The organism is Geomonas limicola (assembly GCF_014193675.1).
Taxonomy (GTDB): domain Bacteria; phylum Desulfobacterota; class Desulfuromonadia; order Geobacterales; family Geobacteraceae; genus Geomonas; species Geomonas limicola.
In genome coordinates, this window is the sequence record NZ_BLXZ01000004.1 from 286,411 (window position 1) to 308,985 (window position 22,575).

The 22,575-nt window shown below is 64.1% G+C and carries 22 protein-coding genes; 9 read left to right on the forward strand and 13 right to left on the reverse strand.

Annotated features, from left to right (window positions below):
• Positions 1-74 precede the first annotated feature (74 nt).
• On the reverse strand, positions 75-386 hold the full coding sequence (locus H7688_RS11690; protein WP_183361296.1) for a hypothetical protein: 312 nt from the start codon (positions 384-386) through the stop codon (positions 75-77).
• Positions 387-726: 340 nt separating this feature from the next.
• Here H7688_RS11690 and H7688_RS11695 point away from each other — a divergent pair, with 340 nt between their 5' ends.
• A complete protein-coding gene (locus H7688_RS11695) occupies positions 727-3,027 on the forward strand; it encodes a nitric-oxide reductase large subunit (RefSeq protein WP_183361297.1) in 2,301 nt (766 codons plus the stop codon).
• Between the two features lie 76 nt (positions 3,028-3,103).
• On the opposite strand, the gene H7688_RS11700 is transcribed toward H7688_RS11695, so the two are convergent.
• Genes H7688_RS11700 through H7688_RS11710 form a run of 3 tightly spaced genes read right to left on the reverse strand, consistent with a single transcriptional unit; the run spans position 3,104 to position 4,426 of the window.
• Positions 3,104-3,619 carry a lipocalin family protein gene (locus H7688_RS11700; RefSeq protein ID WP_183361298.1) on the reverse strand — a complete coding sequence of 172 codons (516 nt, stop codon included), beginning with the start codon at positions 3,617-3,619 and terminating at the stop codon, positions 3,104-3,106.
• Complete coding sequence (locus H7688_RS11705) at positions 3,616-4,065, reverse strand: VOC family protein (RefSeq protein WP_183361299.1); 450 nt, start codon at positions 4,063-4,065, stop codon at positions 3,616-3,618. Before H7688_RS11705 ends, H7688_RS11700 begins: the two co-directional genes overlap by 4 nt.
• Before the next feature lie 10 nt (positions 4,066-4,075).
• Positions 4,076-4,426, reverse strand: a complete 351-nt coding sequence (locus H7688_RS11710) for a hypothetical protein (protein WP_183361300.1) — start codon at positions 4,424-4,426, stop codon at positions 4,076-4,078.
• Between the two features lie 154 nt (positions 4,427-4,580).
• On the opposite strand from H7688_RS11710, the gene H7688_RS11715 reads away from it, so the two are divergent.
• From H7688_RS11715 to H7688_RS11725, 3 genes are all read left to right on the forward strand, one after another.
• On the forward strand, positions 4,581-5,591 hold the full coding sequence (locus H7688_RS11715; protein WP_183361301.1) for a GlxA family transcriptional regulator: 1,011 nt from the start codon (positions 4,581-4,583) through the stop codon (positions 5,589-5,591).
• Positions 5,588-5,863, forward strand: a complete 276-nt coding sequence (locus tag H7688_RS11720) for a DUF2917 domain-containing protein (RefSeq protein ID WP_183361302.1) — start codon at positions 5,588-5,590, stop codon at positions 5,861-5,863. Before H7688_RS11715 ends, H7688_RS11720 begins: the two co-directional genes overlap by 4 nt.
• Before the next feature lie 114 nt (positions 5,864-5,977).
• The gene (locus H7688_RS11725) at positions 5,978-6,670 is read left to right on the forward strand and encodes an aspartate/glutamate racemase family protein (protein WP_183361303.1); all 693 of its coding nucleotides are present in this window, start codon (positions 5,978-5,980) and stop codon (positions 6,668-6,670) included.
• Between the two features lie 67 nt (positions 6,671-6,737).
• Here H7688_RS11725 and H7688_RS11730 read toward each other — a convergent pair whose 3' ends face one another.
• The 6 genes from H7688_RS11730 to H7688_RS11755 form a co-directional block, all read right to left on the reverse strand.
• Entirely contained in the window at positions 6,738-8,366 is a 1,629-nt protein-coding gene (locus H7688_RS11730) for a methyl-accepting chemotaxis protein (protein WP_183361304.1), read from the reverse strand.
• 246 nt (positions 8,367-8,612) lie between these two features.
• Positions 8,613-10,460: a glycoside hydrolase family 15 protein gene (locus tag H7688_RS11735; protein ID WP_183361305.1), complete on the reverse strand. Its 1,848-nt coding sequence runs from the start codon at positions 10,458-10,460 to the stop codon at positions 8,613-8,615.
• Between the two features lie 9 nt (positions 10,461-10,469).
• The gene (locus H7688_RS11740) at positions 10,470-11,045 is read right to left on the reverse strand and encodes a DUF4136 domain-containing protein (protein ID WP_183361306.1); all 576 of its coding nucleotides are present in this window, start codon (positions 11,043-11,045) and stop codon (positions 10,470-10,472) included.
• A 146-nt stretch (positions 11,046-11,191) separates the two neighbouring features.
• Positions 11,192-13,288, reverse strand: coding sequence for an ATP-binding protein (locus tag H7688_RS11745; RefSeq protein WP_183361307.1), 2,097 nt, complete (start codon positions 13,286-13,288; stop codon positions 11,192-11,194).
• Positions 13,289-13,521: 233 nt separating this feature from the next.
• Positions 13,522-14,937, reverse strand: a complete 1,416-nt coding sequence (gene cls, locus H7688_RS11750; protein ID WP_246329792.1) for a cardiolipin synthase — start codon at positions 14,935-14,937, stop codon at positions 13,522-13,524.
• Between the two features lie 190 nt (positions 14,938-15,127).
• On the reverse strand, positions 15,128-15,688 hold the full coding sequence (locus H7688_RS11755; RefSeq protein WP_183361308.1) for a thioredoxin family protein: 561 nt from the start codon (positions 15,686-15,688) through the stop codon (positions 15,128-15,130).
• Positions 15,689-15,840: 152 nt separating this feature from the next.
• Here H7688_RS11755 and rsmB point away from each other — a divergent pair, with 152 nt between their 5' ends.
• The 3 genes from rsmB to H7688_RS11770 all read left to right on the forward strand — a co-directional run bounded on the left by rsmB (position 15,841) and on the right by H7688_RS11770 (position 18,655).
• On the forward strand, positions 15,841-17,190 hold the full coding sequence (rsmB, locus tag H7688_RS11760; protein ID WP_183361309.1) for a 16S rRNA (cytosine(967)-C(5))-methyltransferase RsmB: 1,350 nt from the start codon (positions 15,841-15,843) through the stop codon (positions 17,188-17,190).
• Between the two features lie 137 nt (positions 17,191-17,327).
• Positions 17,328-17,993, forward strand: coding sequence for a ribulose-phosphate 3-epimerase (rpe, locus tag H7688_RS11765; protein ID WP_183361310.1), 666 nt, complete (start codon positions 17,328-17,330; stop codon positions 17,991-17,993).
• A 95-nt stretch (positions 17,994-18,088) separates the two neighbouring features.
• Positions 18,089-18,655, forward strand: a complete 567-nt coding sequence (locus H7688_RS11770) for a CoA pyrophosphatase (RefSeq protein ID WP_183361499.1) — start codon at positions 18,089-18,091, stop codon at positions 18,653-18,655.
• Positions 18,656-18,853: 198 nt separating this feature from the next.
• On the opposite strand, the gene H7688_RS11775 is transcribed toward H7688_RS11770, so the two are convergent.
• The 3 genes from H7688_RS11775 to nadA form a co-directional block, all read right to left on the reverse strand.
• Complete coding sequence (locus H7688_RS11775) at positions 18,854-19,498, reverse strand: endonuclease III domain-containing protein (protein WP_183361311.1); 645 nt, start codon at positions 19,496-19,498, stop codon at positions 18,854-18,856.
• Positions 19,499-19,622: 124 nt separating this feature from the next.
• On the reverse strand, positions 19,623-20,165 hold the full coding sequence (locus H7688_RS11780; RefSeq protein ID WP_183361312.1) for a gamma carbonic anhydrase family protein: 543 nt from the start codon (positions 20,163-20,165) through the stop codon (positions 19,623-19,625).
• A 22-nt stretch (positions 20,166-20,187) separates the two neighbouring features.
• Positions 20,188-21,102 carry a quinolinate synthase NadA gene (gene nadA / locus H7688_RS11785; protein ID WP_183361313.1) on the reverse strand — a complete coding sequence of 305 codons (915 nt, stop codon included), beginning with the start codon at positions 21,100-21,102 and terminating at the stop codon, positions 20,188-20,190.
• Between the two features lie 217 nt (positions 21,103-21,319).
• Here nadA and H7688_RS11790 point away from each other — a divergent pair, with 217 nt between their 5' ends.
• Positions 21,320-21,655: a twin-arginine translocase TatA/TatE family subunit gene (locus tag H7688_RS11790; RefSeq protein WP_443093454.1), complete on the forward strand. Its 336-nt coding sequence runs from the start codon at positions 21,320-21,322 to the stop codon at positions 21,653-21,655.
• A 373-nt stretch (positions 21,656-22,028) separates the two neighbouring features.
• Positions 22,029-22,445: a glycoside hydrolase 64/thaumatin family protein gene (locus tag H7688_RS11795; protein ID WP_183361315.1), complete on the forward strand. Its 417-nt coding sequence runs from the start codon at positions 22,029-22,031 to the stop codon at positions 22,443-22,445.
• Positions 22,446-22,575: the final 130 nt, after the last annotated feature.

Consider the following 22,575-nt stretch of genomic DNA (forward strand, 5'->3'; position numbering starts at 1 on the left):
GGGGAGGGAACCTGACAAAAAAGAGGGCCTGCACTTCTTGCAGGCCCCCGGTGAGCGGCTCTCCCTGGGGGGGATCAGGCGCCGCTGTTTTCGTTAAGGATTTCCATCATGTGGTTCGCATCGTCGAGCTGGTTTTGCAGGTGCCTCAACTCGTCGGTGCTGTAGACGGCGCTCCCCTTATTGAGCTCGCGGTTGATCCGCTGGATCCTCTGTTGGATGGTATCGGATTGGTCTCCGCAGTTTCTCGCCATCAGCAGGCACTCGTCCTTGCTGTTTTGATTATCCTGCCCCATCGTCCCGCTTCCCATATCGGCTGCCAAAACCGGCAGCGCCGCGATCAGGGAAGCTGCGATCACGAGCGTAATTTTAAGTGCTATTCCTTTCATGACGTGCCTCCGCTTGTGGAAGTAAGTGACGTATAAAGTTATTATAAGCGGCTCCCCAGTCATTGCAAGTGATTTTCTCTATCAAAAACCTTCGCGCTACCTTGGCTCGCCTGTCTCACTGTCAGTCCTCACCCTGTCTGTGCCAGCGATCTACCGGTCTTTGTCGAATTTTAACCCGGCGATCCTCCGGTTCACCGCCAACCTGTAAGAACTGTTGCTGCACTACTCGCCTGCGGTTGAAAGCTGCAGGGATGCCTCCGGGAAAAAACCTCGTTACTCTTTGACATAAGTGGAATGTAATCTATCTTATCTGCTGAACTCAGCACCCAAGGAGGCTGCCATGCAGACGACGCGACGTGACATGATCCTCTCACCCGGCTGGTTACTCACGGCCGTGGTGACGTTCCTGGTCGGTTTCTCGATCCTGGGCTACCTGGCGCTACGCAACGTGACCGACAAGCCCCCCGTGCCGCGGGAGGTGCGCTCCGCCGACGGAAGCGTCCTTTTCACCGGGGCGGACATCATGGCAGGGCAGCAGCTGTTCCAGAAGTACGGGCTGATGCAGTACGGCACCCTGTTCGGCCACGGCGCCTACCTGGGGCCGGACTTCACCGCGCAGTACCTGCGTATCGCAGGGGAGAAGGCGCTCATCTTCTATTCCCTGCAGGGGATGCCGCGGGCGATGGCAGCCGATCGGGTGCGCAGCGAGGCGAAGCAGAACGGCTACAACACCGCCATGGGGGACCTGGTCTACACGCCGGCCCAGGCGAGTGCCTACCGCGACATGATCGGTTACTACCGCGGCTGGTTCGGCCCGCAAGAGCAACAGCAGGGGCTCAAGCGTCCCTACCTCTCGAACCCCGAGGAGGTGCGCCAGCTGACCTCCTACTTCTCCTGGGCCTCCTGGGTAACCGCGGCCCGGCGCCCCTACAGCAACCACTCCTATACCAACAACTGGCCACCCGACGACCTGGCCGGCAACACCCCTACGCCGGGTGCCCTGATGTGGAGCGTCTTGAGCGTGGTGGGACTTTTGTGCGGCACCGGGATCATCCTCTTCGTCTTTGGGCGCTACGAGTGGCTCGGCTGGCACAGCGCGGACCAGTACTCCGCCGCCGGCCCGCCGCCCGAGGAGGTGCCGCTTACCCCGTCGCAGCGCACCGTGGCCTGGTACTTCCTGGTGGTGTCGGGGCTCTTTCTGTTGCAGGGGCTTTTGGGCGGGGTGAACGCGCACTACCACGTGGAGAGCGCCGGCTTTTACGGCCTCTCGCTCGGGAACTACCTCCCCTACAACCTCTCGCGCATGTGGCACGTACAGCTCGCCCTGTTCTTCGTCGCCTCGAGCTTCCTCGCCATGGGGATCTTCCTCACCCCGTTCATCGCCGGCAAGGAGCCGCGCCACCAGGACAAGCTCGCCCTGATCCTCCTGGGGGCCTTGGTGGTCGTGGTGCTCGGGAGCCTGGGAGGCGAAGGTGCGAGCCTCCTCGGATTGATCCCTACCAACGGCCCGTGGTTCTGGATCGGATCCCAGGGGTGGGAGTACCTCGACCTGGGGAGGTTCTGGCAGATCCTGCTCACCCTCGGGATGGTGATCTGGCTGGTGATCCTGGTGCGCGGCATGGCCGAGCGGCTCAAGGGTGAGCATCCGGGGAACATGCCCTGGCTCTTCATCTACTCGGCGATCTCCATCCCGCTCTTCTACGCAGCGGGCATGCTCTACGGGCGCGGCACCAGCTTCGTGCAGATCGAGTTCTGGCGCTTTTGGGTGGTGCACCTGTGGGTCGAGGACTTCCTGGAACTCTTCACCACCATCATGGTCGCCTACGTTTTCCTGCTGCTCGGGGTCGTGCGGGCCAAGGCGGCGACCACCATCATCTACCTGGACATCATCCTCTACTCGATAGGCGGGGTGGTCGGGACCATGCACCACCTCTACTTCTCGGGGACCCCGGAGATCCACATGGCGCTGGGTGCCTGCTTCTCTGCGCTCGAGGTGATCCCGCTTTTGCTTTTGACCTACGAGGCCTGGAAGTTCATGCGGCTCGGGGCGCCCACCGGCAGCTCCATGCTGAGCACCACCGGAGCGGTCTTCCCGCACAAGTGGGCGGTCATGTTCCTCATCGCGGTCGGTTTCTGGAACTTCCTGGGGGCCGGGGTCTTCGGCTTTTTGATCAACCTCCCCATCGTGAGCTACTACGAGATCGGCACCCAGTGGACCGCGAACCACGGTCACGGCGCGATGATGGGGGTGTACGGGATGCTGTCGCTGGGCTTTTTCATGTTCGTGGCGCGCTACTTCCTGCCGCTGGACCAGGCGGGGAACCGTGCCATGGCCTGGGCCTTCTGGTGCACCAACCTGGGCCTTGCCTGGATGCTCTTCGTCAACCTCTTCCCGGTAGGTCTCATCCAGCTGAACCAGATCCTGGCCACCTCCTACTGGCAGGGGCGCCAGCCCGAATTCTACCAGCAGACCCTGGTGCGCATCTTCGAATGGCTGCGCCTCCCCGGCGACGTCCTGTTCATCGTCGGTATCCTTCCGGTGGTCTACCTCGCGGTGCGCATGTTCCTGAACCGCAAAAGGCTCGGGAGCCCCCCCGCAGCCGCGGCGGCAGGTGCCACCGCCGGCACCGCGCGCCGCTGACGGCACCGCCTTGACGCAAAAAAGCCCCGCCGGGTTCCTTCCGGTGGGGCTTTTTCGTTCGATACGCTTAAGCGCGTCAGCTGGGTTGGTCGTGGCGTACCCGGATCAGTTCCCTGGTGGCAAAGCCGAGTGCCGCCGCCCGCCCCACCAGCCGCTCCAGCACCGGAACCGCGAGGTACGGGGTGCGGGAGAGGATCCAGAGGTACTCGGTGTTCGGGCCGGCGATCAGGGCGTAGCGGTACTGCTCGTGGTCCAGATCGAGCACCAGGTACGCGCCGTAAAAGGGGCCGAAAAAGGAGACCTTGAGGTACCCCTGGTCGGGGGCTCCGGCGAGGTAGGCCTTCCCCACCGCCTCCTTCCAGCGCCCCTCCCGCTCCGAATAGCCCCGGTTCACCACGCGCAATGTGCCGTCCGGGCGCAGGGTGTACTCCGCGGTCACGTTGCTGAGCCCCCGCTCGAAGCGGTGGTCCAGCCGCGCCACCTCGTACCAGGTTCCCAGGTAGCGCTCCACCTGGAAGTTGCGCACCGGCTCGCCGGGGAGGGGAGCGGGTGTGCCGAAAAGGCGCTCAAGCCAGGAGCGGAGTACGCTCATACTCTCTCCGGCTCTTTCGGATACTGGGCGAGTTCCAGGAGAATGCCGTCGGGGCCCCGGAAGTAAACGAGCCTCTTGCCGGTCTTTTCCCAGGTCTGCACCGGCGACAGGAAGCCGACGCCGTGCCGGGCAAGCCGTGCCACCTCGGCGTCGATATCCTCGACGGCAAAGGCCAGGTGGCGCAGCCCGATCCGGTTGGCCTCACCGAGCCCCTGCTCCGCCGCGGGTCCCCCGGCGAACTCGAGGAGTTCCACGGAGAGGTCCGATCCCGGGTGGTGCAAGGCGCAGAAGCGTCCGCGGGCCCCCTCGATGCCGGTCACCCTTCCCAGAAAGGCGGCGTCGAGCTCTGCGGCGATCCCCTCCGTGAAACCGAGCAGCCGGAAAAACCGCGTCGCCTCCTCAAGGTTACTCACCACGATATTCAGGTGATCCATCTTAAGTACCATCTCCTCCCCCTTACCAGACCATGACGTGGTCGATGAGCAGGCGTCCCTCCCGCTCGACCACCAGCGCCTCGGCCACGAAATCGCCGGCTGCCTTGGTGAACTGCTGCTTCCAGAGTACCGCCACGCCACCCGGCCGGCGCAGTACGGCGACCGGCTCGCGGGCTCCGAAGAACCCCTTCTCCTCCTGGTAGTTCCGGCACACGGCCTCCAGGTGTTCGGGGGTCACGATCGCCTTGATCCGGTCGGTGAAGTCCCGGACATGGGCGGCGTGATCTACCCTCGTGGAGGCCTCCATCAGGTTGTCCATCATCGGGTTCACCAGGTTGAGGATCTCCTGGTCCGACATCTTTTCAAGGGGCATGGCTTCTCCTGGAAACGCTGCTGCGGCGCGCGTGGCTCCCAGCTTCTTTACCATACCCTGGCCCTCAGGACCAGCGCTCCCTTTCATAAAAAATGGCAGCATCTGCTTGTTCGTTGTCATTGCGCCGTCGCGCAGCTTGTGTGATGATCTCACCATGAAAACAAACGACACCGTAAAAGAAGCCTCCCAGGTTCCCCGCAGTGTCGCGGTGGTGGCCTACGACGGCGCCGAACTCCTCGACATCACCGGCCCGGTCGAGGTCTTCAACATGCTGAACCGCTGCCTGGGAGCCACCGGCTATCGGGTGGTCCTGCTTGCCGAGTCCGCCGGCTCCCTGGTTTCGGCGGCCGGGATGCGCCTGGTGGCCGATGCGGCCTGGCAGGATTTCACCGAGCCCCTGGATACCATCGTGGTGGTGGGAAGCCCGGACGACGCGCTGAACCGGGCCCTCGCCAACCGGCCGCTCATCGACTGGCTGCGCGCTGCACCAAAGCGGGCGCGCCGGGTCGTCTCGGTCTGCACCGGCGCCTTTTTATTGGCCGAGGCGGGACTTTTGGAGGGGCGGCGCGCCACCACCCACTGGATGGACCTGGAACGCCTGGAAACCGCGTATCCCGGGGTACGCGTGGAAGGCGACGCCATTTACGTGCGGGACGGGGCTATCGCCACCTCTGCCGGGGTGACCGCCGGCATCGACCTCTCGCTCGCCCTGGTCGAGGAGGACTTCGGGCGGACCCTGGCCCTCGCGGTGGCGCGGCGCCTGGTGATGTACCTGAAACGCCCGGGGGGGCAGGCGCAGTTCAGCACCCAGCTGCGGGCCCAGATGGTGGAGGGGGGCGCGCTGGCAGGGCTTCTGGCACGGCTGCGGGAGAACCCGGCGCGCCAGTACACCGTGCACCAACTGGCGCAGCTGGCCGCCATGAGCCCGCGCAACTTCGCCCGGGTATTCGCCCGGGAGACCGGCAGCACGCCGGGGCGTTACCTTGAGCAGTTGCGGCTGGAAAGGGCCATCGCCCTGCTGGAGCAGGGCGAGCTCCCCATCGGCAGCGTGGCACGAGAAAGTGGTTTCAGCTGCGCCGAGCAGTTCAGGCGCAGCTTCATGAAGCAGATGGGGGTGAGCCCCGTCGGCTACCGGAAACGCTTTTTCCCGGAGGAGGTCTCATGAACTACCTGCTCAAGAACAAGGAAGTGCTCACCCTGATCGGCGCGGCGCGGCTGGAGTCGGTCTGGGTGCAGTCGGGGCGTATCTGGCTTACCCGGGAGGGGGACCCCCGGGATTACTGCCTCGCCGCGGGCTCCCGGCTTGCACTCGACGGTGCGCGGCTCGTGGTGCTGGAGGCGCTCGAGGATGCGGCACTGGCGGTCGTCGTGGCGGGGCAGGAACAGCACGGCGGGGCCCGGCTCACCCTGGCGCTCTCTTCGCCGGGGGGGCGCTAGACCGTCGGGGGACTGTACCCGTAGCGACTGTGCCTTGACAGGCCGACGCTTTCGGAGGCATATGCGGCAGACGCGGGACCGTGGGGGACCGGAATTGCCAAGGGGAGGCAGCGCATGAAGACCGTGGGACTTATCGGAGGGATGAGCTGGGAATCGACCATTCCCTACTACCGCCACCTGAACAAGGCGGCGAAGCAGCGGCTGGGGGGGCTGCATTCGGCAAAGGTCCTGCTCTACAGCGTGGACTTCGCCGAGATCGAGGTGCTGCAGCGCGAGGGGGACTGGGACGGGGCGGGGAGGCTTTTGGTCGAGGCGGCGCTCAAACTCGAGGCCGCGGGTGCCGACTGTGTTGCGATCTGCACCAACACCATGCACAAGGTGGCGCCCGCCCTGGAGTCGGCGCTCAAGGTCCCCTTGCTGCACATAGCCGACGCCGCCGGCCAGGCGGTGCGTACCGCGGGGCTTGACCGGGTGGGTCTTTTGGGGACCAGCTTCACCATGGAGCAGGATTTCTACAAGGGGAGGCTTGCCGAGCGTTTCGGCATCGAGGTGCTGGTTCCGGAACCCGAGGACCGCGAACTGGTGCACCGGGTGATCTACGGGGAGCTCTGCCTGGGAGAGATCAGGGATGCCTCGCGCCTGGCCTTTCAGCGTATCGTCGAGGCACTGGCGGCCCGCGGGGCGCAGGGGGTGGTCTTGGGGTGCACCGAGATCCCGCTATTGCTGGAGCCGGCCGATTCCGCGCTGCCGCTTTTCGACACCACGGCGCTGCACGCGGGGCAGCTGGCCGACTGGGCGCTCGCCTGAGCAGGCAAAGCCAGGATGGCAAAACCGGGGCCCGGGACGTTGAGTCGTCCCGGGCCCTCTTTGTTTCTCAGGCGCTCAGCCTGAACTGTCCCACGGCTTGCTGGAGTCTGTGCGCCAGGTCCGCCAGCCACACCGACCCCTCCGCCGACTGCTGGGCCGATTGGGCGCTCAGCTGAACCGCCTGGGTCATCTGATGCACGTTGCTGCTGATCTCGTTGGTGGTCGCGGTCTGCTCCTCGGCGGCCGTGGCGATCTGGGTGACCTGGCCGGTGACGTCGGTGATCTTGGCGATGATCTCGTTGAGCACCTCGCCTGAGCGCTCGGCGTCCCGGGCCCGCTTCTCCACCTCGCTCACCCCCTGCCCCATGAAGAGCACCGCCTCCCTGGTCTCGCGCTGCACTGCGCTGATCATGGCGCTGATCTCCCGGGTCGCCTTGGCGGTCCGCTCGGCCAGGGCACGCACCTCGTCGGCCACGACGGCGAAACCGCGCCCCTGCTCACCGGCCCGCGCCGCCTCGATGGCCGCGTTGAGGGCCAGCAAGTTGGTCTGGTCGGCGATGTCCTCGATGGTGCTCACGATGGCACCGATCTGGTCGCTGCGCGCCCCCAGGCTCTCGATGGTCTTCGCCGACTCGTTGACCCGGTCCGCGATATGCTGCATCCCCTGCACCGTGTCGGAGATGACCGAGCCCCCCATGCGGGCCGAGTCGCTCGCCTCGCTGGACCCCTGGGCCGCATTGCCACAGTTGCGGGCGATGTCGGCGGAGGTACTTGCCATCTCCTCGCTTGCGGTGGCAACCGTGGAGGCCTGGGTGGCGACCTCCTCCGAACTTTGGGCCATCGAACAGGCAACCTGGTTGAAGTCCTCCGCTGCCAGGGCGACCTCCTTGGTATGGTCCGCCACCCGGCTGATGATGCCGTGCAGTTTGTCGAGGAACAGGTTGAACTGCAGGCCTACCTCGCCGATCTCGTCCCGGCCGATCACCACCACCCGCTTGGTCAGGTCCCCATCGCCCTGGGCGATGTCGGTGACGCGCTCCAGGATCCGGGCGATGCTCGAGCGCATGTTGAGCGAGAAAAAACACAACAGCGTGATGATGATGGCGAGCGAGGTGCAGAGCATGAGCACCGACCGCGAGGTGACCGTGGAGGTGAAACCGTCCACCGCCTGGCGCTGGGTCACCATCTGCTGCTTCACCTTCTCCGAGATACCCAGCAGCCTGTCCTTGCACTCGCGCCACTTCGGGGTCTCCTGCTTGGTCAACAATTCGAGGGCATCGGCACCCTTTCCGGAGCGTGCCAGCGTCTGCACCTCCCGTTTCAGGCGGTCCCCTTCCTGCCATACCGGAAGCATCGCGGCCAGCGACTCCTTGACCGCCGGGGCTGCCAGGGTACTCGCGCTCTTATAGGCCTTGTCGAACTGCTCCAGCGCCGTCTGGTAATTCTTCACCGCCTTGTTGTCGGCCGGATTGAGCAGCACGTTGCGGGTCGCCTGCTCGCTTTGCAGACCCTGGGCGTACATGTCGCTCAGCGCAAAAGCGACCACCTGCTCCTTGTCCACGAATCCCCTGAAATTACCCGCCAGGTGCCTGATCCAGAGCATCGACTGCCCTATGGTTGCCACAAAACAGGCGATCACCAACAGGCTCAGCAAGATGAACTTCTTTGCGACGCTCAGATCGTTGAAGACTCTCATAGTGTTCCCTCCCTGTATGGACCGCGCTATCTGTATCGGGCGCTTCCTTACATTTCTTGAGTACTTTGTGGGCATTCCTGAGATTGTAGAAATCACTGAGACAGTCATGCGGGAGGGGTAAGGGAGGTTCTGTCAGGCAGGTGGGGATTTCTCAGGAAGAGGGTGGTACTGGTGCACTTCGGGAAAGATTCACGAACTGGAGCGAAGAGACGGCAGTGTGGGGCTTGCGCCTCGAACCTGGAGGTGTCAGGAGGCGGCCTGCCGCTCCCCCTCGGATTGCGGGGGCGGTCCCTGGTGGCCGTGCCCCTTGGCGATACCCAGGTGCAGGGCCGCGTTGATGAGGCCGATGTGGCTTAGTGCCTGGGGGAAGTTGCCGATCAGCTCCCCGGTTGCCGGAAGAACCTCCTCGGACATGAGTCCCAGGGGGCTCACCCGCGTCAGCACCTGGCGGAAGACCTGTTCCGCTTCTTCGATGCGCCGGCTCAGCGACAAGGCGTAGACCAGCCAGAAGGAACAGAGCAGAAACGCCCCTTCCGTGCCGGCAATGCCGTCGTCGGCCCGGTAGCGGTACAAAAGACCCGGGCCGGCCGACAGCCCGCTCCAGACGGCGTCGATGGTCGACTGCACCCTGGGGTCCTCAGGCGCCAGGAACCGGTGGATCGGGATGAGGAGCGCCGTGGCGTCCAGGTCCTCCGAGCCGAAGGTCTGCACGAAGCTGTTCAGCCTCCGGTTGAAGCCCCGCTCCAGGATGGCCCGGCGCAGCTCGGCGGCCTGTCGTTGCCACTCGGCAACCGGGGCATGACGACCGGTGCGCCGGGCGATCTCGCAGCCGCGGTCCAGGGCCACCCAGCACATCAGCTTGGAATGCAGGTAGTGGCGCGGCGGGGTGCGCATCTCCCAGATGCCGCGATCCTTCTTGCCCCAGTTCTGGCAGATGAAATCGCAGATGCGCCGGACCGCCTCCCAGGTCTTCGCCTCCATCTCCTCGCCAAAGCGCGTGGTCTCGAAGACCGTGTTCACCATCTCTCCGAAGATATCCAGCTGGGTCTGGTGCCAGGCCAGGTTCCCCACCCGGACCGGAGCCGAGTGCCGGTACCCCCCCAGGGCCTCGAGTGACCCTTCCTCCCGCGACACCGACTCGTGCAGCCGGTAGCACGGCTTGAGCCCGGAGACCTCCGGCAGCTCCTGGAGGATCCTGGTGACCCAGCGCCGGTACTGGGTCGCCTCGCGTAGGTACCCCAGGTGGAAGAGCGCCTGCGCGGTGAAGGAGGCGTCCCTGATCCAGGCGAAGCGGTAGTCCCAGTTACGCACCCCACCCACCGTTTCCGGGAGCGCCATGGTGGAGGCTGCGGCGATGGCGCCGGAGTCGGGGTTCATGAGCAGCTTCAGGGCGAGCCCGGAGCGCATGGCGAGGTCGTGGCAGAGTTCCTGGTGCACCGACTCGGAGCGCTGGTGTCCCTCGCTCCAGCGGGTCCAGAACGTAACGGTCTTCTCCAGCAGTTTCGCGCACCCTTTCGGCGTCGGGAGCTTGTCGGTACCGGCCCAGCTCATAACCAGCCAGAGCTCCTCCCCTTCGTCGAGCCTCAGCTCGCCGCGTGCTACGCCGTCGCTCCCCACCTGGAGCTCGACCCCCTGAAGGGCGAGCGCGAGCTTTCCCGTGCGCGCCACCAGCCGCGTTCCGTCCCGAACCAGCTCCGGCTGCAGCCTGCCGTAGTCGAAGCGCGGCGCGAACACCACCTTGAGCCGGGTCTCCAGCCGGGTCCCCTCGATGCGGCGCAAGAGCATGCGGTGCTCGACGCCGGCCTCGCGCGGCGGCATGAAGTCGGTGATGGAGCACTCGCCGGCGGCCGTGGTGAAGTGGCTCACCAGGACGTTCGAGTTGGGGAGGTAGCGCTGCAGGGACTGGAACTTCAGGGTCGGCGTGATGGAGAAGAGGCCGCCGCGCTCCGGGTCGAGCAGCGCGGCGCACACCGAGGGGGAGTCCAGGTAGGGGAGGGGGAGCCAGTCCAACGAGCCGTTGCTGCCGATCAGGGCGCAGGTCTCCTGGTTGCCGACGACTCCGTAGTTTTCCAGGGGGGTGAAGGTGTCGTCCATGACGGTGGGCTAGGGGCGAGCCAGGAGTCCCTGCTTCTCCAGCTTCTTGACCATCTTCTCCACGTAGGAGTCCATGCTCTTCTGCTCGCTGGAGCGCAGGTAGGTGTCCGAAACGGCGGACCAGATGGTCTTGCCGGTCTCCGCGTCGTAGAGCATGGTACCGAACACCAGGTACTGGTTCTCCACGAACTGGTAGTCGTTCCACATGTCGTAGTCGGGCATCAGGATCATGCTGGTCTGCCGGTGGTAGACGTCGAGCTGGCTTTTGTTCTCCACGAAGCGGCTCACCAGGACCCGCTTGACGCCCAGTTCGCGCGCCTTGGCCATCAGGGCCTCCCGGCCCAGGGGGGCGGCCGAGGCGCGGTAGGCCGGCGTGGCGCGGATCCCCTTTGGGGAGAGCTGCCGGACGAACTCGTCCTCGCACTCGCGCTCCTTCGAGTCGGCCGGCAGGCAGGCGACCAAAAGCGCGCTCGCCGCCGGACCGTGGTAGCCGGGATCCTTCCACTCCGTCTGCACCGTCGTCGCACTGCATCCAAAGCTAAGGGCTGCCACTGCCACGCATACCAGGAGCACGCTCGGCTTCATGATCCACCTCCGCATCGGTTCGGTTCACCTTGCACCAGGGACATTCTAGCGGCCTGCGGGGACTTTGCCAGAGGGGTAGTTGGAAAAAGCTAATATTTTAGGGGGCGCCCTGTCGACGGGCTGCGGGGGAGTTGCCAGGAGGGGTGTCAGACCAGGATGCGGAACTCGGCGCCCTGGTCCGCGTTGCGCACGCTCACCTCGCCGTGCATGCTGCGCTCGATGATGGTCTTGGCCATGAAGAGCCCGATCCCGGTCCCCTGCGGCCCTTTGGTAGTGAACAGCGGGTCGAACACCTTGGGGAGTACTTCCGCGCCGATGCCGCCGGCGTTGTCGCGGATGGTCACCAGGGACCTCCCACCCTCGACCGCGACCTCGATCGCCACCTCGGGGTCCTGGACGCCCCGCTCCAAGAGGGCGTCCTTTGCGTTGGCCAGGATGTTCAGGATGACCTGGGCGTACTGGCTCGGGTAGCCGTTGATGGTACACTCCGCGCGGCGCTTGAAGCTTATGCTGATCTGGCTGTTCTCGAAACTCGCCTTGACCAGCTGCAGGGCCCGCTCGATCACCACGCACACCGCGAACTCTTCCCGGTCCCGGTCCGGCTTGAAGAACTCGCGGAAGTCGTCGATGGTCTTCGACATGTGCTGGATAAGCAGCATGCTGTCCTCGACCGACTCGTCCAGGAACTTCTTGTCGAACTCGCCGAGCTCGTAGAACATCTGCAGGCGCTGCACCGTGAGACCGAGCGCGTTTAAGGGCTGACGCCACTGGTGCGCGATGTTGTGGATCATCTCGCCCATGGCGGCGTGGCGGCTTTGCTGGATCATCTGCTGGTCCTTGCGGCGCAATTCCAGGGTCCGCTCTCCCACCCTGCGGTCCAGCTCCTCGTTGAGCTGCCTGAGCTCGTCCTCGGCCTGTCGGCGCGCCGTCACGTCGGTCTGCACGCCGTCCCAGACCACCTGGCCGTCGGGCAGGCGGCGCGGACGCGAGTGCAGGCGCATCCAGCGCAGCTCGCCGTCGCTGCGCCGCATCGGGACCTCCATGGCGAAATCGTTCAGCAGGCGGGCGCTCAGCGCCTCGGCGGCCACCATGTCCCGGAAGGTCTCCTCGGGGATCTGGCGGTGCAGCACCCCCGCATCGCGCAGCACCTCGTCCGCAGTGACGCCGTTGAGCCTTTCGATCCCCTTGCTGAAGTAGGTGAAGCGGACCCGGCCCCCTTCCTCGTGGACGTACTGGTACACCGCGCTGTCCGGCAGGTTGTCGCCCAACTGGCGCAGGCGGTCCTCGCTTTCCTGGAGCGCCCGGCGCGCGGCCTCCTCGTTGCGGGAGCAGCGGTTCGCCGCCAGCGAGCAGCCAAGAAGCGTCCCCAAAGCCACCGCGAAGAAACAGCCGTAGTAGAGTGCGTGGCGTCGCCAGACCTTCAAAAGCTCGCTCTGGTTCACCCCGTAGAGCAGGTAGGCGGGGTACTTGTCCAGTCTCTGGTAGCCGTAGAGCCGCTCGACCCCGTCCAGCAGGGCTGAGGAGACGAAATTCTGACCGGGTGCCGCCGTGATGGTCTTGAGCTCGCCTGGCGGCAGGTGCAGCCGGTTCGGGTCGATGCGGGGCATCTGGGAGAGTACCGAACCGTCCTCCCGCAGCAGCAAGACGGTGCACTCCTTGCCCGGGACCGCCCTGTTCCAGAAGTTGCTGAAGTACTCGGGAAACACCGTGACGACGATCACGCCGTCGAACCGGCCGTCGGGGTTCCAGCGCCGGCAGGCCAGGTTGAAGTTCAGGTTTTTCATGACCAGCGGCTTGACGATATGCCCGATGAAGATTCCGCTGTCCTTCTCCCTGAGGGCCTGGAAGTAATCACGCTCGGTGATGTTGACCGGCTTGGCGGGGAGGAATTCGCTGCCGTTACGCACCCGGCCGGTCGCATCGGCGAGCCAGATGGCCTGGACCTGGGGGTAGTCGTCGGCCAGCCGGTGCAGGAAGGAGCGCACCTGGTCCGAGCTCGCGATGGCATCCCAGCTGACCCCCCTGAGATGCTCGTTGATCCGGTCCGCGATGAGCTGGTGTGTCTCGAAGACGTTCATGGCGTGGTGCTTGAAAGTGGCGGTGCTCCGGGTGACCTCCACCCGGTTGGTCTCGAGGAGGGAGCGGTAGTCCTGCCAGATGGCCAGCAGGAACATCAGTATCGGAAAGAGGACCGACGAGGCGATCAGCAGTTTGAAGGTGGCTGTGGTCGGAATCCGCTGCATACAGGCTCCTGGCCGATCGGGCATACGCGAGGGGGCACTCTCCGGCGGTGCTTCGGGCGACCAGCGCAGGCCCCACGCGGACCGCCCGGCACCCTGCGCATGAGGGGAATCCCCCTGCATCCACACATGAGAGCGAGAAGAGGTATGTTATCTAATTAGGGAAAAAAAGCAACCTGTAGGAATAAATCTCCCCAGGGTGCAGGAGGGGAAGCCGGCGCTTGTCGCCAAAACGGTCACAGGTAGGGTGAGAAGAGTTTCGCGAGGCCGTCGCGCAGCTTGACCGGGAGGGGGCGGCCGTCCATCTCGGCCTGGGTGATCTCCTGAGCGGCGGCGACCGCTGCGGCCCCCTTGGCCTCGAGCTGGTGCGCGAAGTTGCGGTCGTACACCTCGAGGTTGAACTCGAAGTTGAGCCTGAGGCTCCTGGGATCGAGGTTCGCGCTGCCGATCAGGCTCCAGCTGCCGTCGACCACCATGAACTTGGTGTGTACGAAGGGGGGAGGCTGCGAGAAGATGCGCACCCCGTATTGCTGCAATTCCCACAGGTAGGTGTAGCTTGCCCACTGTACGAAGGGGAGGTTGTTCTTCCCCGGCAGCACCAAGGTGATGGCGACGCCACGCAGCGCCGCGGTGACCAGGGCGGAGATGAGCGGGCGGTCCGGTATGAAGTACGGCGTGACGATGAGCACCCGGCGTCGGGCGCAGGAAATGGCCCCCAGGATGATCCAGTTCAGCTTGCGGAACTCCTTGTCCGGGCCGTCGCTTACCGCGCGCACCAGGGCGCTCCCCAAAGGCGGGAGTTCCGGGAAGTAGCGCAGCCCGGTCAGGTGTTCCCCTTTGGCAAAGCGCCAGTCTTCCAGAAAGGTGCGCTGCAGGTCGGCGACGGCCGGCCCGGCCACCCGGAAGTGCAGGTCCTTGACCTGCGGGTTGTCCCGCTCGACCAGGTGGCGGTCGCCGAGGTTCATCCCGCCGGTGAAGGCGATCCTGCCGTCGACCACCAGGATCTTGCGGTGGTTTCTGAGGTTCAGGTACCCCCCGGGGCGCAGCGGCAGAAAGCTGCGGAACTGGACCCGCGAGCCTTTGAGCAGTTTTTTTGCGGTGGGGCGCGAGTACTTGGCGCCGAGGCTGTCCACGATGACCCTCACCTCGACGCCGCGCTCCGCCACCTTTTTCAGGGCCTCGGTGAAGCGCCGCCCGGTCTGGTCGCCGTCGAAGATGTAGGTGCACAGGTGAACCGACGAGGTGGCCCCGTTGATCGCCGCGAGCATCGCGGGGTAGGCCTCTTCGCCGTGTTCCAGGAGGGTGATGCTGTTGCCGGGGATCAGGTGCGCGCTCACCACCCGGTCCGAGAGGCGGCGCAGCTCCTTTAAGTAGGCGAGGTCGGCGGGCAGCGGCACGCTTACCGCGTTGGTGCGCTCGGGCCAGTGCGGGATCTCGCCAGCCTCCCGGTGCCAGCGCCGGGCACGGCTGTAGATCCGGTTCACCCCCATACCCCAGTAAAAGAGCGGGCCCAAAAGGGGGATGGCCAGGCAGGTGAGGATCCAGCCCAGTGCCGAACGCGGGTCGCGTTTGTTGATGAGGGCGTGCCCCGCCGAGAGCAGTGCCAGAATCGCCAGCAACCCGATGAGCACACCGTTGAGAACGTGGTCCACTGCCCCTCCGGAAGGGATCATGATCAGTGAGAGCGCGAAGGCGTCGCACTGCACTCGGACTTTCGGGCGGATTATGGCGGAAGTGGCCGACATTTACAAGCGATACCCCGATTTTTGTTGTTCCGGACACAAGAAAGGGGGTCGGTTGACTGCCTTCCCCCCTCCTGTATCGGCCGCGAGTTGGCACTACTTAAAGAAGCGTGTACGGTTCGGCTTTCCGGGTCCAGATGCTGTCGGGGTACTCCGCGGCAAGCTGGCGCTGGGTCTCCTTGAGCGCCTCGACCGCGTGGCTTGCACGGTAGCGCGCCACACCCCTCAGGTAGACCGCTTCCGCTGCCACGTCGCTGTCGGCGCAGCCGTTTAACAGCGTGCTGAACTGGATGACCGCCTCGTTGAACAGGTCCTGCTCCAGGGCGACCTTGCCGATCCCCAGAAGGAGCGAGGGAACCAGTTCCTGCGGGGGGAGAAAGCCCAGGGTGCGCTGGTGTTCTTTCCCATAGTAGTCGAGGATGATGATGGTGGGGGTCCAGACTACCCGGAAGTCCGTGGCGAGGTTGCGGGCGGCGACCTCCACCCGCAGCGGGACCAACCGGTCGCCGATGAAGTTCTCTACCGACTGGTCAGGGAAGCTGACGGCATCCATCTGCTTGCAGCCGATGCACTCGTGGCTGAAGAATTCAAGCATGATACACCTCTGCTCGGCCTTCGCCCGGGACAGTGCCTTGGCCATATCCGACTCCCAGCTTAACATGGCAGACCCTCCTTTTTATTAAGACGCTCCAAAAGAAAGATTAACCCTGCGCTGAGGCATGTCAAGTGCCCTATCAGCTTGCAGTTTTGCCCGAAATGCTTATAATGAAGCAGCTTCGGCACGATCTCGTCACCGCTCAAAAAGGAAGTACCTTGTCCACGAAAAATCCACGTCGCGCCGCCTTCGACATTCTGCTCAGGATCGAGAAGGAACGGTCCTTCGCCGACATCCTCATCGATCACGAGCTTTCCAAGGATCTGATCAAGGGGGCCGACCGCGGCCTCTTGACCGAACTGGTCTACGGCGTGTTGCGCCGTCAGGCGACCCTCGACCACATCGTCGGGCAGTTCTCCAAACAGCGCCCCGAGAAGCTGGAACTCTACGTCCGCCTGCTGCTGCGCCTGGGGATCTACCAGGCCTTCTTCCTGGACCGGGTGCCGGTCTCGGCGGCCGTCAACGAGACGGTGAACCTCGCCAAGGAACTGGCCCCGCGGGCCGCCGGGTTCATCAATGCCGTCCTGCGCAGCGCCGACCGCGGTCGCGACGGCATCCGCTATCCCGACCCCGCCGAGCAGCCGGTGCAGTACCTGGCCGCGCGCTACTCGCACCCGCAGTGGCTCGTCGCGCAGTGGCTGGAGCAGCTCGGGCTCGAGGACGCCGAGGCGCTGGCGACCGCCATGGCCGAGCCGCCCCCCTTTACCATCCGCGCCAACACCCTGCGTATCGGGCGCGACGGGCTCCTGGAGCGCCTGGGCCGCGACGGCATCGGCGGCACCCCGACCACCTGGTCCCCCGACGGCATCCGGCTGAACCACTCCGGCGCCGTGACCAGGCTCGCGCCCTTTGCCGAGGGACTTTTCACCGTCCAGGACGAGTCCTCCCAGCTGGCGCCGCTCTTTCTGACTCCCCGCAAAGGAGAACGGGTGCTGGACGCCTGCGCGGCCCCCGGCGGGAAGACCACCCAGATCGCGCAGCTCATGGAGAACGCGGGTGAGATCTACGCCTGCGACGTGAACCAGCGCAAGCTGCGCATGATCCGCGAGACCTGCGACCGGCTGGGGATCGACATCGTGCGCACCTTCACCATGGACGCCAGCACCCCCTCCAACGCGATCCGCGAGGTGAAGTTCGACCGGATCCTGGTGGACGCCCCCTGTTCGGGGCTGGGAGTGATCCGGCGCAACCCGGAAGGGAAGTGGTGGAAGCAGCCGGGCGACCTGCAGCAGCTTGCGGTCACCCAGTTCGCCATCCTGGAAAACCTGGCGGAGTACCTGAAAGTCGGCGGCACCCTGCTCTACGCCACCTGTTCGACCAGCGTCATGGAAAACGAGGCGGTGGTGGACCGTTTCCTGGTGCGCCACCCCGAGTTCGAGGCCGAGGACCTGCGCCCCCTGTTCCCGCAGTTCGCTTCGTTGTTCACCGAGCGCGGCTACTTCAGAAGCTGGCCGCATCGCGACGGCATGGACGGCTTCTTCGCGGCACGGCTCAAGAAGGTCGAGTAACTGCCGCCGGCCTGCGCGGCTGACGGTCTGCTCCCCTCGGAGCGCCTGCCGGGAAGCGGCCTTGCCGCGGCATCCCCGCAACAGCGGCACATCCACCACATGCCTTACACGCTACATTAGATAATCCGGGAGTCGTCATGAAAAAGATCGCACCATCGATACTTTCTGCAGATTTCGCGCGGCTTGGCGAAGAGGTTGCCGCCATCGAGGCCGGGGGGGCGGATTACGTCCACGTCGACGTAATGGACGGCCACTTCGTCCCCAACATCACCATCGGGCCCCTGGTGGTCGACGCGGTGCGCAAGGTGACCAAGCTGCCGCTCGACGTGCACCTCATGATCGAGAACCCGGACCTCTACATCCCGGATTTCGCCAAGGCCGGGGCCGACATCATCGTGGTCCACGCCGAGGCGACCAACCACCTGCACCGCACCGTGCAGCTCATCAAGTCGCTGGGGAAGAAGGCCGGGGTTTCGCTCAATCCGCACTCCCCCCTGAACCTGCTCGACTACGTGCTGGAGGACCTCGACCTGGTGCTCCTGATGACGGTGAACCCGGGCTTCGGTGGCCAGTCCTTCATCGAGGCGTGCCTGCCGAAGATCCAGGCCTTGCGGGCCATCATGGACCGGCGCGGCATAGAGGCGGAACTCGAGGTGGACGGCGGGGTGAAGATCGACAACATCGCCCGGATCGCCCATGCCGGCGCCGACGTCTTCGTGGCCGGGAGTGCGGTCTTCAACAGTCCTGACTACGCGGCAACCATTGCCGAGTTGAAGAGGCGGGCCAAGGAGCCGGTGCTCTGAACGACGAGGCCCGTCAAGAGGACGCGGTCTACTGCGACCCGGCGGCGATAGCGGAGCGCCTGAGGGCCGCGCTCGCGGCACGGCACAGGGTGCCGATGGAATCGGGCCCGGTTCCGGCGGCCGTCCTGGTGCCGCTTTTCCTGAAAGCCGACGAGATCCACATCCTCTTCACCAAGCGCACCTCGCACCTGGCTCACCACTCCGGCGAGATCTCCTTTCCCGGCGGCCGTGGCGAGCCCGAGGACGTCAACTCCGCCGCGACCGCGCTGCGCGAGACCTGGGAGGAGATCGGCATCCGCCCCGAGCACGTCGAGGTCCTGGGGGAGTTGGACGACGTGCGCTCCCTGCACAACTACCGGGTCACCCCGGTGGTAGGGATCTTCCCCGCCGGTTACCAGCTGACCGTGAACGACGCCGAGATCGAGCGGATCATCGAGGTGCCGCTTTCGCACTTCGGGAAGCCCGGGGTGTACCGGACCGAGGACTGGCAGTGGCAGGGGCAGCGGCGGGCCATGCACTTCTACATGCACGGTTCGGACGAGATCTGGGGGCTCACGGCGAGAATCCTGAAGCAGTTTCTGGATGTGTTGCACGGCAAGGACGACGCGCAGGAAGAGGAGTGCACCAAGCCGGCGGATTTCAGCTACCCGCCCAACGACTGAAACGTTGGTGAAAATAAGGGAAAGGAAAGGGCGAATGATCTTCGCCCTTTTTTTATGGCAGTGGTTCCTGCCAGAGGGAGATTATGTATCGTTCCCACGCAGCGTAGCAGATGTCCCGGCGTTCCCCCCTTTGGAAAAGGGGGGACAGGGGGGGATTCGCCTTTACGTCTGGAAACGAGCCAAACTGCAAAATTCGCCTTACCTCCTGTGCGCCTTCGGGTACGGGCAGATAATCCTCAGCGGGCACCCGTCGCACAGCGGCTTCTTCCTGCAGTGTTGCTTGCAGTGCTCCACGATGAGCGCGTGGTACTCGTTGTACAGGTAGACGTCCGATGGCAGGGACTCCATGAACACTGCCCGCACCTCCTCGTAGCCGTCCGTTTCCCGCACCAGCCCTAGTCGCGAGAAGAGCCGCTTGGTGTAGGCGTCCACCACGAAAGAAGGTTTTTCCCCCGCATAGAGCAGGATCGAATCGCAGGTCTCCCGCCCGATGCCGCGCACCGCCAAAAGGCGCTCGCGCAGCTCAAGCCAGTCCCCCGCGAACACGGCGTCCAGTGAGCCGTGTCCCTCGAGTACCCACTGCACGAACTCCTTGAGCCGCACGCTCTTCACGTTGAAGAAACCGCTGGGGCGGATCAGCTCCGCCAGACGTTCGATATCGAGATCCCAGATCGCCTCCGGAGAGAGGAGCCCCTCGCGCCTGAGGTTGTGGATCGCCTTCTCCACGTTGAGCCAGTTGGTGTTCTGGGTGAGGATGGCGCCGACGCAGACCTCGAACGGGGTCTCGGCCGGCCACCAGTTGAGGGCGCCGTAGCGGGTGAAGAGGAGTTCGAATACCTCCATGAGTCTGGACTGCCAGGGATTTGGCTGCACGGGACACTTCCTTCACGTTGTGGGGCGGATACGAAAAAGGGTCCTCACCTTGGAAGGGAGGACCCGGGATGGGTACGGGATCTGGTCCGAGCCGCTACTCTTGGCCGGCGAGATCCTCAAGATACTCGCGCGAGTACTTCACGTAGTTTCCCGCCGAGCGTGCCAGCCAGGCGACCTCCGCGTCGGTGAGGTCGCGCTTGTACTTTGCGGGTGCACCCATCCAGAGCGTTCCAGGCGGGATGACGGTTCCTTCGGTGACCAGGGCGCGCGCGCCGACCAGGGCACCCTTGCCCACCACCGCCTTGTCCATCACCATCGCCTGCATGCCGATGAAGGCGCCGTCCTCGATGGTGCAGCCGTGCAGGGTGACGCTGTGACCCACGGTCACGTCGTTACCGATCACCAGCGGGGCGCCGGGGTCGTCGGCGTTTTTCCGGTGAGTCACGTGCAGCATCGAGAGGTCCTGGATGTTGGTCCGGTCGCCGATCTTGATGAAGTTGACGTCCCCGCGCACCACGCAGTTGTACCAGATGCTTGCTTCCTTGCCGATGGTGACGTCGCCGATGACCACGGCTCCTTCGGCGATGAAGGCGGAATCTGCGATATCGGGGGAGATCCCCTTGAAGGGACGGATCACGATGTGCTCCAGGGTTTAAGGATCAGTCGCGCGGGATGGCGAGCATGCGCTCCAGGGCGCGCTTGGCAGGCACCCGGATCTCTTCGGGGACCTTGACCACCGGTTGCATGGTGGTGAGCGCCTCGAGCACGTCTTCCAGCGAGGTCAGTTTCATGTTGGGGCAGACCAGGGCGGGCGAGGCGAGGATGAACTCCTTATCCGGGTTTTCCCGCTTCAGGCGCCACAGGATGCCGGCCTCGGTGCCGATGATGAAGCGTTTGGCGCTGCTCTTGCGGCAGTAGTCGTACATGCCGGTCGTGGAGCAGATGTGGTCGGCGAGGGCCACCACCGCCGGGTTGCACTCGGGGTGGCAGACAAACGGGGCGTCCGGGTTATTGGCCTTGAGTTCCTGCACCACTTCCGGGCGCAGCCGCTCGTGGGTCGGGCAGTACCCCTCCCAGAGGTGGAAGCGCTTGTTGGTGAAGCCGGAGACGTAGCGTCCCAGGTTGCGGTCCGGGGCGAAGATGATTTCGGGGTCATCGAGGGACTGTACGACCTTTACCGCGTTGGCCGAGGTGCAGCAGATATCGCTTTCCGCCTTGACGGCAGCGGAGGAGTTCACGTAGGTGACCACAGGTACCCCCGGCAGGCTCTTTTTCAGCTCACGCAGGGCGTCGACCGTCACCATGTCGGCCATCGGGCAGCCGGCGTCCAGGCGGGGAAGGAGCACGGTCTTTTCGGGAGAGAGGATGGAGGCCGATTCGGCCATGAAGTGAACGCCGCAGAAGACGATGACATCCGCGTCGGTCTTGGCCGCCTCCATGGAGAGGGCCAGAGAGTCGCCGGTGATGTCGGCAATTTCCTGCACTTCGTCCCGCATGTAGTTATGAGCAAGGAGCACCGCATTGCGCTCTTTGAGAAGATTCTTAATCTGTATCTGAACCGACTGCTGCTCCATGGTTTATCACCGCCAAAGGTTTGTTTTCAGTAGCTGAATTCAATGTAAACAGCACCGATAGTAGACAATGTTAACGTTCCTGTCAAACCCTTTGAGCCAGTGGATAAGCAAGCTTGACACTGGAGAGTAAAACCTCTATTATTTTTTCTAACTTTTTTGATCCAACTGCGGAAGATAGCGCAGATAAAGCGAGGTAGCAGGTATGTTTGGAATTGGGATGCCGGAACTGATTATCATCATGGTCATCGCGCTGATAGTAATCGGCCCTCAGAAACTCCCGGACCTCGCCAAGTCATTAGGCAAGGGGTTGGCGGAGTTCAAGAAAGCCACCGACGATTTCAAGCAGACGATCGATGCCGAGACCAGGACTACCGAGGAGAAGGAGCACCTGGCGAAGCTTGCCGAGGCCAAGGCCAAGGCTGAGGCCGAGCGTTTGAAAGAAGCCGAGGAGCTGCGTGCCAAGGTGGAAGGTCACGGCGTTCCCGCCGAGGAACCGAAAGTAGAAGTTGCGGCCGCCGCAGTGGCGGTCGAGCCGGAAAAAAAGCCGGCCTGACGCGGCACGTTCAGCATGCATCAAGAAGGCGGGGGCAACCCCGCCTTTTTTCGTGTCCACAGGGAGGCATGGGATGAAAATCAGAGGCAAATATCAGGGATACATGGGATGAATGGGATAAACCAAACGGTAAGCAGGGATTAACAGGATAAAAGGGATGAAAACCGGAAAAACTCCCAGCGGTGGCCGTTCTTCCCTTGTAGGTTTGGGTTTTGCCATATTCCGTTGATCCATTCATTCCTTGTAGGTTTGGGTTTTGTCTTATCCCGTTCATCCCATTCATCCCTGTTAGTTTTTGCCGTTACCCCCTTGATCCCTGTTCAAACCGGTAAATGCGGGTATAGTAGTAGCTTTCTCGCATCCGGAGCTGCACATGTTCAACTGGTTTCGCAAAAACAAAGAGCCGATCGAGTTTTCCGATAATGACGCCGCTTTCGCACATGCCTGTACGCTCGGCTACCAGCCGCTGATCGGCGCGCTGATTCCTGCCCTGGTCCTGGAACCCGGCGGGCCGGGCCCCGATGGCGAGCGCACCTTCCAGATCAACCTCGCCGTGGATGGTGGCGGCCGCACCATCTGGTCCTCGACCCTCAGAGAAACAAAGGGGTACCCGAAGGAAGGGGATCTCGTGGGATTCCGCATCGTGATGATCGCGTCCGACCTTCCCGAGCAGGCCAACCTCATCGGTTATTTGGCGTGCCGCCTCGAGCCGGTGCTGGTCCCCGGCAAGGGATGGCGTACCGCCCAGATCTACACCCCGGACAACTTGAAGCCGGCCCTGCGCTTGTAGATTCCGGTAATGCCCAGGTGATCTGGCTGTTGCAGGGAGCGCTGGGGCGCTGACGTGGAACCTGATAACCGCGAAAGCACGGCTCCGAAAAAAATCCGTTGACACCTCTGAAAGCCCATGTTATACAGTT